This is a genomic window from Pseudomonas wayambapalatensis, assembly GCF_049942315.1.
Lineage (GTDB): Bacteria > Pseudomonadota > Gammaproteobacteria > Pseudomonadales > Pseudomonadaceae > Aquipseudomonas > Aquipseudomonas wayambapalatensis.
Map to the genome: position 1 here is coordinate 1 of NZ_JBNFMU010000218.1, position 9,429 is coordinate 9,429.

At 63.6% G+C, this 9,429-nt stretch carries 5 protein-coding genes; 1 reads left to right on the forward strand and 4 read right to left on the reverse strand.

The window, feature by feature from the left end; translation table 11 throughout:
* Positions 1-116: 116 nt before the first annotated feature.
* From clpB to ACPZMI_RS19625, 4 genes are all read right to left on the reverse strand, one after another.
* Positions 117-2,681, reverse strand: coding sequence for an ATP-dependent chaperone ClpB (gene clpB / locus ACPZMI_RS19610; protein ID WP_186667678.1), 2,565 nt, complete (start codon positions 2,679-2,681; stop codon positions 117-119).
* Between the two features lie 208 nt (positions 2,682-2,889).
* A complete protein-coding gene (locus tag ACPZMI_RS19615) occupies positions 2,890-4,254 on the reverse strand; it encodes a DUF1329 domain-containing protein (protein WP_426352870.1) in 1,365 nt (454 codons plus the stop codon).
* Positions 4,255-4,278: 24 nt separating this feature from the next.
* Complete coding sequence (locus ACPZMI_RS19620; protein WP_065863337.1) at positions 4,279-6,165, reverse strand: DUF1302 domain-containing protein; 1,887 nt, start codon at positions 6,163-6,165, stop codon at positions 4,279-4,281.
* A 324-nt stretch (positions 6,166-6,489) separates the two neighbouring features.
* Positions 6,490-8,172 carry a fatty acid--CoA ligase gene (locus ACPZMI_RS19625; RefSeq protein ID WP_186667675.1) on the reverse strand — a complete coding sequence of 561 codons (1,683 nt, stop codon included), beginning with the start codon at positions 8,170-8,172 and terminating at the stop codon, positions 6,490-6,492.
* 195 nt (positions 8,173-8,367) lie between these two features.
* Between ACPZMI_RS19625 and ACPZMI_RS19630 the strand changes: the two genes are divergently transcribed.
* Positions 8,368-9,327 carry a 2-hydroxyacid dehydrogenase gene (locus ACPZMI_RS19630; RefSeq protein WP_426352871.1) on the forward strand — a complete coding sequence of 320 codons (960 nt, stop codon included), beginning with the start codon at positions 8,368-8,370 and terminating at the stop codon, positions 9,325-9,327.
* Positions 9,328-9,429 lie beyond the last annotated feature (102 nt).

Here is a 9,429-nt window from a genome sequence, read left to right on the forward strand (position 1 = left end):
CCCCCCTCCTCCTCAGCGCCTGGGGGGGTGGGGGGGGGGGGTGTTTTTGTTTTGTTGATTTGGGGGGGGGGTTGGCGGAGTCTTCACTCTGGCCCAACCCCCCACCCCCAACACCGTCAGGCAAAGACGATCTCGTCGCCTTCCACCTTCGCCGTGATCGCCGCACCTGGCACGAACTGGCCACCGAGGATCAGTTGCGCCAGCGGGTTCTCGATCCAGCGCTGGATCGCACGCTTGAGCGGCCGTGCGCCATACACCGGGTCGTAGCCAACGGCAATCAGCTTGTCGAGGGCTTCCGGGCTCAGGCTCAGCGACAGCTCGCGCTCGGCCAGACGACCGCGCAGGCGGCCCAGTTGGATCTCGGTGATACCGGCGATCTGCTCGCGGCCCAGCGGCTCGAACACCACCACTTCGTCGATCCGGTTGATGAACTCCGGACGGAAGTGCGCACCCACCGCATCCATCACCGCCGCACGTTGCGCCTCACGGTCGCCGACCAGTTCCTGAATCTGCGCCGAGCCCAGGTTGGAGGTCATGACGATGACCGTGTTGCGGAAATCAACGGTACGCCCGTGACTGTCGGTCAGGCGGCCATCCTCCAGCACCTGCAGGAGCACGTTGAACACATCCGGGTGCGCCTTCTCCACCTCGTCGAGCAACACCACCGAGTAAGGTTTGCGACGCACCGCCTCGGTCAGGTAGCCGCCCTCCTCATAACCCACATAGCCTGGTGGTGCACCGATCAGGCGAGCGACAGAGTGCTTCTCCATGAACTCGGACATGTCGATGCGCACCATGGCCTCCTCGGTGTCGAAGAGGAATTCGGCGAGCGCCTTGCACAGCTCGGTCTTGCCGACGCCGGTTGGGCCGAGGAACAGGAACGAGCCGCTCGGGCGGTTCGGGTCGGACAGCCCGGCACGCGACCGGCGCACGGCGTTGGCCACGGCAGTGACCGCCTCGTCCTGGCCAATCACCCGCTCGTGCAGCAGGCCTTCCATCTTCAGCAGCTTCTCGCGCTCGCCTTCGAGCATCTTCGACACCGGGATGCCGGTCCACTTGGAGACGACCTCGGCGATCTCTTCCTCGGTGACCTTGTTGCGCAGCAGCTGGTTCTCGGTCTTGCCGTGCTGATCGACCATCTGCAGGCTGCGCTCCAGGTCGGGGATCACCCCGTACTGCAACTCGGCCATGCGGCTCAGGTCGCCTTTGCGGCGGGCGGCCTCGAGTTCCTGGCGAGCCTGTTCGATCTTTTGCTGGATCTGCGCCGAACCCTGTACCTCGGCCTTTTCCGACGCCCAGATTTCTTCGAGATCGGAATACTCGCGCTCAAGGCGCTCGATTTCCTCGGTGAGTTTTTCCAGGCGCTTCTTCGCCGCTTCGTCCTCTTCCTTCTTCAGGGCCTGGGACTCCACCTTCAGTTGGATCAGGCGACGGTCAAGACGGTCGAGCACCTCTGGCTTGGAGTCGATTTCCATGCGGATGCGGCTGGCGGCCTCGTCGATCAGGTCGATGGCCTTGTCCGGCAGCTGGCGGTCGGTGATGTAGCGGTGGCTGAGCTTGGCCGCAGCGATGATCGCACCGTCGGTGATGGCCACCTTGTGGTGCACTTCGTAGCGCTCCTTAAGGCCACGCAGGATGGCAATGGTGTCTTCCTCGCTCGGCTCCTCGACCAGCACTTTCTGGAAGCGTCGCTCCAGCGCTGCGTCCTTCTCGATGAACTGGCGGTACTCGTTGAGCGTGGTGGCGCCAACGCAATGCAACTCACCGCGGGCCAGGGCCGGCTTGAGCATGTTGCCGGCGTCCATCGCGCCCTCGCCCTTGCCGGCGCCGACCATGGTGTGCAGCTCGTCGATGAACAGGATGATCTGGCCTTCCTGCTTGGACAGCTCGTTGAGCAGGCCTTTGAGGCGCTCTTCGAACTCACCGCGATACTTGGCGCCAGCAATCAGCGCGCCCATGTCCAGGGCGAGCAGGCGCTTGCCCTTGAGACCATCGGGCACTTCGCCATTGATGATGCGCTGGGCCAGGCCTTCGGCGATGGCAGTCTTGCCGACGCCGGGCTCGCCAATCAGCACGGGGTTGTTCTTGGTGCGGCGCTGCAGCACCTGCACGGTACGGCGAATTTCGTCGTCACGGCCGATCACCGGGTCGAGCTTGCCTTCTTCGGCACGCTTGGTCAGGTCGACGGTGTACTTGTCCAGCGCCTGGCGCGACTCCTCGGCGTTGGCATCATTGACCGCCTCGCCACCGCGCAGGTTGTTGATGGCGTTTTCCAGGGCCTTCTTGCTCACGCCCTGGCCTAGCAGCAGCTTGCCGACCTTGCTGTTCTCATCCATGGCGGCGAGCAGCACCAGTTCGCTGGAAATGAACTGGTCGCCCTTCTGCTGGGCCAGGCGGTCAGCCTGGTTGAGCAGGCGCGCCAAGTCCTGGGACATGTTCACATCGCCCGTGGGGTTCTGGATTTTCGGCAGCTGGTCGAGCTCTTTGGTCAGCGCCTTGCGCAGGCTGGTGATGTCGAAGCCTACCTGCATAAGCAGCGGCTTGATCGAGCCACCCTGCTGCTCGATCAGGGCCTGCAGCAGATGCACAGGTTCAATGGCCGGATGGTCCATGCCAACGGCCAGGGATTGGGAATCGGATAATGCCAGTTGCAGCTTGCTTGTCAGTCGGTCTATTCGCATGGGGATACCTTCCTTTAAAGGGCAGGCGGAGCGATGGACAGCACCTGTAATGAAGAACCTGCCTGAGATGACCAATAGATAAGGCTGATTCTGGAAGATTCAAGCTTAGCGGGGTTGACCGGGGTCAGCCTGGTGAACCGACAGAAACAGAAACGCCCCGGCAAGCCGGGGCGTTCTGGGAGATTACACGGAGTTGGTTTGTGAACGCTTAACGCACGCCACTCTGACGCAGGGCCGCAGGCTGGAAGTCAGCCTTGCTGGCCTTGAAGCCGAAGTCGTAGGATTGTTTCTCCTCGTTCTTCATGCCCAGTGCCAGGTAACGGCCCGACTGCAGGTCGTAGATGGCTTCGAGGGTGTACCACGGGACCTGGTTGTTGTAGTACGGCTGGGCATGCGCCTCGGACACGCGCCACAGCTGGTTGCGCCCGTCGTACTGGTCGATCACCGCGGCCTGCCAGGTATCTTCGTCGATGTAGAAGTCACGCTTGGCATAGATATGGCGCTGGCCTGGCTTCAGGGTCGCGACCACATGCCACACACGGCGCAGCTCGTAGCGGGCGAGGTCCTGGTTGATGTGGCCGGCCTTGATGATGTCGGCGTACTTGAGCTTCGGATCGTCGAGCTTGTAGGCGTTGGAGGCGATGTACATCTCCTTCTTGCCTTCGAGCTTCCAGTCGTAGCGGTCGGGTGCGCCGTTGTACATGTCCAGGTTGTCGGAGGTACGCAGGCCGTCGGCGGCGGTACCCGGGCCGTCGTAGGAGACCTGCGGCGCCTGGCGCACACGACGCTGGCCGGCATTGTAGATCCACGCCTTGCGCGGTTCCTTGACCTGGTCGAGGGTCTCGTGCACCAGCAGCACGGTACCAGCCAGGCGCGCTGGCGCAGTCACTTCCTGCTTGAAGTAGAACAGCACGTTGCCCGGGTTGTTCGGATCGTAGTCCTTCATCTTGTCGCGGAACACGAACTGGTCGCTGAAGTACACCAGGCTGTAGGAGCCGTTCTGCTGCGGCGTAGCCTGGGTCACCTGGCGCGACACGCTACCGCCGCGATAACGGGTGATGTGGTTCCAGATCACCTCGACACCGCTCTTGGGAATCGGGAACGGGATCGCGCCACGGAAGTTGTTCAGGCCGTTGCCGCCTTCGACCAGGGTGGTCTGGGTGGCGTTGGACTTGATGTCGGCGTACACGGCATCCGGCACTGTGGCGCCGCGGTGGGTCTTGTACACCGGCAGCTTGTAAGTGTCCGGATAGCGCTTGAGCATCGCCAGTTGGCCGGGAGCCAGTTTGTCCTTGTACTGGTCGGCGTTCGCGGCGGTGATGGTGAACAGTGGCTTTTCGCTGCCGTACGGGTCGGACAGGAAGCCCCTGGCATCGACACTGCCGGCAGTCTTGGACAGCGGCTCCCACGGGCCGATCGAGCCATCGGCGTTGCCGGCCTTCTCGGCGCCCATCGGCGTGAGCGTGGTACCGAGCTTGGCCGCCTCATCGGCGGAAACCGCAGCCATGACGCTGGTCGCCAGCAGGGACATGCCCAGCACACCGGCTTTCAGCAGACTTGTGGTCATCTTCATCGTTGTCGTCCTGGATCAGAGTTCTTAGAAGTTCACGCCGAAGCTGAGGGCGACGAAGTCGCGGTCATCCACGGTGCTGTACTTGCCATCGAAGAAGTTGGTGTACGACAGACTCGCCGTGTAGGTGTTCTGGTACTCGGCGTCCAGGCCCAGACTGATCGCCTTGCGGCCTTCCTCGAAGTTGCCGCCAGGGCCCGGCGAGTAGCCGGACACGTCGTGGGACCAGGCTACGTTGGGCTTGAGGTTGACCCCGGCGAAGACGTCGTTGTAGTCCCAGATCACCCGGGCGCGGTAGCCCCAGGAAGTGCTGGTGGTGTAGCCGTCGTTCTCGCACTTGCGGTTGAGGTTGGTGGTCGACGCCCCAGCCCCGGCACCGGCGATGGTGCTGGCGTTGAGTGCCTGGCAGGTGTTGGCGCCGCCGGTGGCCGGCAGCGGGCCTGGGCCGAACACCGGGTCGCGGCCATAACGGGTGTCGTGCGCGCTCTCCAGGCCGCCCACGTGGGTGACGCCCAGCTCGCCCACCACGGTCATGCGGCTGGCGCCCATCACCTGGTCGAAGAAGTGCGTCAGGGTGGTCTGGAACTGGGTGATTTCCTTGCGGCGATAGCCGTGCAGGTCCTGGCCCGGAGTACCACTGAGCAGCGAGGCGTTGGCCAGGGCGCCGCCCAGCGGACGGACACCGGCGAACAGGATGTCGGTGGTGTTCAGCTGCACAGGCGCGTTGGGACGGTAGCTGATTTCACCGCTCCACGCCGTGCCGGTGGGCAGGGTGGTGGAGAAGCTCAGGCCGTACAGGCGGATGTCTTCAGGGTACTCGACGAAGTACTGCGAGTTGCCCGCGACGATCAGCGGCGCCAGCGGACGCAGGTTGGCCGGCAGCGACGGAATGCCGGCGAAGACCGCAGGCGAGGCGCCGGTGGCGCTGAAGATCGGCGCACGGCTGTGGTAGTTCATGAAGTAGGCACCGAACTCGGTGTCCAGCGGCTCGAACATGTAGCGCAGGGCTACGCCGAACTGGCCGCTGTCACGCGCGTCGCGGTCCGGGCCACGGCGCACCATCACGCCTTCTTCGTTGATGTTCACGCCACGGGTGGCGAGGAACTGCTGCGCTGCGCCCGGCACCGCGCGGCTGCTGTTGAGCACGCGCAGGTTGTCGGTGCAACCGTCGGAGATGATGTCCGGCTGGGAGAAGAAGGTCCCGCAGTTGTCGGTGACGGTCTGGTCCCATTCGAGCTGGTAGAAGGCTTCGGCCGACAGGTTGTCGGTCAGGCTCTGGGAGATGTAGAACATGTTGACCGGGATCAGGCCTTCCTTGATCTCGGCGCCAGGACGGCGGAAGGCTGCGACGTCGATCGGGTTGATCGAGTTGATACCGCCACCGATGAAGGTACTTTCACCCCAGCTCACCACCTGCTTGCCGAAGCGCACCGAGCCGGGCATGTCGGCGATGGCGTAGTTGTGGTAGATGAACGCGTCGAGCAGTTGTGCACCCGAGGACTTGGCCCCCGACTTGCGCCCGGAGTCGCTGATATCCTTGAACTCGCGGCCCTCGTCCTTGAGCTCGAAGTCGTACCAGTACTTGCCACGGACGAAGACGCCGGTGTCGCCGTACTTGAGCTCGAGATCGTGGATGCCCTTGAAGATCTTGGAGAAGGTCTCGCCTTTCTTGAAGTTGAGGTGGCCATCGTCGGAGGTCTGGGACAGGCCCTTGCCGCCGTTGTTGACGCCGATCAGGTTCTTGTTCGGATTGGCAGTCGACCAGCTGGCCCCGATGGAGAGCGATGAGTCGAACTGACCTTCGATTTCCCCGATGTTGAAACTCACACCGAATGCGGGACTTGCGAGCGTGGAAGCGAGGCTGACGGCCAAGGGCAGCTTGGCCCGGCGCCAGAACGGGTTTGCAGATGTCATCGACGCTACTCCATGTACTTTTTTGTTATGGCAGTGAGTCCTTTCAGAAACGGCCCCGAGCGCTGCGAGCAGGCTCCTGCCAGAGGCAGCACGGCATGCGCGTGCGCCCTCCCCCATTCCTGAAAATCCCCTGACCCGACTATAGCCAGCGGCCACTCGCGCTTGATCCCTCTAAAGTGTGATTTGCGTCTCGCAAGCAGAGGCATCGCAAATGGCCACTTCGATCGCTGGCAGTGCAGAAGCATGGCTCAATTTCGCCGTTTGACAAGGCGCGATACCTCTAACACGCGGGTCACGCCAGAACAGACGTGACCCGGGCAGGTGTTACAGGGTAGAGAGGAAGGTACTGTTACTGGCCTGCCACTGGGTGACGTCCACGCGGATACGCTTCTTGTCGAGCTTGCCCACGCTGGTCTTGGGAATTTCAGTAACAACGGCGATCTGGCTCGGAATCGCCCACTTGTTGATGTGCCCCAACTCGACGAACGGCTTGAGATGCTCCTTGAGCAACTTGGCGTCCAGCTGCTGGCCTTCGTGCACCACCAGCAGCGCGAACGGCCGCTCGCCCCACTGCGGATCGGGCACGCCGACCACCGCCACCTCGCGCACCGCCCCGTGACGGCTGATCAGGTCTTCAAGATCAAGGGACGAGATCCACTCGCCACCGGTCTTGATCACATCCTTGATGCGGTCGCGGATGTCGATGTAGCCCATGCCGTCGAGGGTGGCGACATCGCCGGTATGCAGCCAGCCTCCGGCCCACAGCTCGTTGCTCTTTTCCGGTTCGTTGAAGTAGCCCATGGTCAGCCAGGGTGCGCGCAGCACCAACTCGCCCTGGGCCTCGCCGTCGGCGGGCAGGAAGTTGCCGTGCTCGTCGACGATGGCCGCCTCCACCAGGGGCACCGGCACACCGGCCTTGATGCGGTAGCTGACACGCTCGTCTTCACCACCGGCCAGCAGTTCTTCGTTCAGGTGCGCGCAAGAGATCAGCGGGCAGGTTTCCGACATGCCATAGGCCGCAGTGAGCTGGATGCCCCGCGCCAGGGCAGCCTCATACAGCGCCCGGTTGAGTGCGCTGCCGCCGATGATCACCTTCCAGCCGCCGAAGTCCTGGCCCTTGGCGGACGGGCAGTTGAGCAGCATCTGCAGGATGGTCGGCACGCAATGGGAGAAGGTGACCTTCTCTTCGCGCCACAGCTTGATCAGCATGTCCGGCTCGTAGCGCCCCGGATACACCTGCTTGATGCCCATCATGGTCGCTGCGTAGGGGATGCCCCAGGCATGCACGTGGAACATCGGCGTGATCGGCATGTAGACGTCGTTGGTGCTGAGCAGGCGCACGCTGTCGAGGCTGCCGAGCACCGACGTTTCGGCCAGGGTGTGCAGCACCAGTTGGCGGTGGGTGAAGTACACGCCCTTGGGGTTGCCGGTGGTACCGGTGGTGTAGAAGGTGGTGGCCACCGAATTCTCGTCGAAATCGGGGAAATCGTAGTGCGGGCTGGCGGCGGCGAGCAGTTGCTCGTACTCACCGACCAGGTTCGGCAGCTCGGCGGTCTGGTCCGGGCCATCGGTGATCAGCACGGTCTTGTCGACCGTGGTCAGTTGCCCGGCGATGGCCTGGTAGAGGCCGACGAAATCGCTGTTGACCAGCACGAAGCGGTCTTCGGCGTGGTTCATGGTGTAGAGGATCTGCTCGGGCGACAGGCGCACGTTGATGGTGTGCACCACCGCACCGATCATCGGGATGGCGAACATGCACTCCAGATAGCGGTGGCTGTCCCAATCCATCACCGCCACCGTGTCGCCGGCCTTGACCCCGGCTTCGGTGAGCACGTTGGCCAGCCTGGCGATGCGCTCGCCGAGTTCGGGATAGGAGAGCCGCACCTTGTCGCGGTAGACGATTTCGCGGGTCTTTTCGTAGCGGCTGCCAGACATCAGCAGGCGTTTGATCAGCAGCGGGTAGGTGTAGGCGCCGTCGGCGGGCTTGAGGAGGCGGGTCTGCAGCATGGGTATCCCTTTTCTGAAAAGCGTGCCGGATATTCAAGGATTTACTGTAGATCGGTGACGCGGCAGTCAAATCAGCCGAAGGAATGATTTGGCGTCGCAAAGTATGAGTGGCAATGTGCGAACAGGGCGTTACAGCGCCGCAGAATCCGGAGCCGATGCGCTCCCCACCTCTGGCCTTTGCCGACGGAGCCGCCAATGTCGCGTCATGCAGTTTTTCTCGATCATCACTCCCTTGACCTGGGAGATCTCGACCTTTCTGCGCTCGAACAGCAGTTCGACAGCCTGCAACTGCATGCCGCCAGCGCTCCGGAACAGGTCAGCGAACGTCTGCAAGGCGCCAGCGTGGTGATCAGCAACAAGGTGATGCTCGATGCTGCGGCGCTCGCGGCCAATCCACAAGTGAAACTGATCCTGGTAGCCGCCACCGGCACCAACAACGTCGACCTTGCCGCAGCCCGTGCCCAGGGCATCACCGTGTGCAACTGCCAGGGCTACGGCACACCTTCGGTGGCGCAGCACACCCTGGCGCTGCTGCTGGCCCTGGCCACCCGGCTGTGCGACTACCAGCAGGCAGTCAAGGACGGTGCATGGGCCAAGGCCAGCCAGTTCTGCTTATTGGACTTCCCCATCGTCGAGCTGGAAGGCAAGACCCTGGGCCTGCTGGGGCACGGCGAGCTGGGCGGCGCGGTGGCGCGCCTGGCCGAGGCATTCGGCATGCGTGTGCTGAGCGGGCAGATCCCTGGGCGACCGGCGCGCGCCGAGCGCCTGGCGCTGGACGACCTCTTGCCACAGGTCGATGCCCTGACCCTGCACTGCCCGTTGAACGAGCAGACCCGCCACATGATCGGCGCCCGTGAACTGGCCTTGCTCAAGCCGAGTGCGCTGGTGGTGAACACCGCTCGCGGAGGCCTGATCGATGAGCAGGCGCTGGCCGAGGCCCTGCGCAGCGGCCACCTGGGCGGCGCAGCCACCGATGTGCTGAGCGTCGAGCCGCCAGTCAATGGCAATCCATTGCTGCATGCAGACATCCCGCGCCTGATCATCACCCCGCACAGCGCCTGGGGTGCGGTGGAGTCGCGCCAGCGCATCGTCGGACAACTGGCCGAAAACGCCCAGGCGTACTTCGCCGGCCAGCCACGCCGGGTGGTGGGCTGAAGCACAAACCCGCTCGGCCGCTCCTGCCAAGCCGTGCACGGTCCTCAGCGCCGGTGCGGTACCTGTAGGAGCGGCGGTTCGGCGCCCCGACTTGCCCGCGAA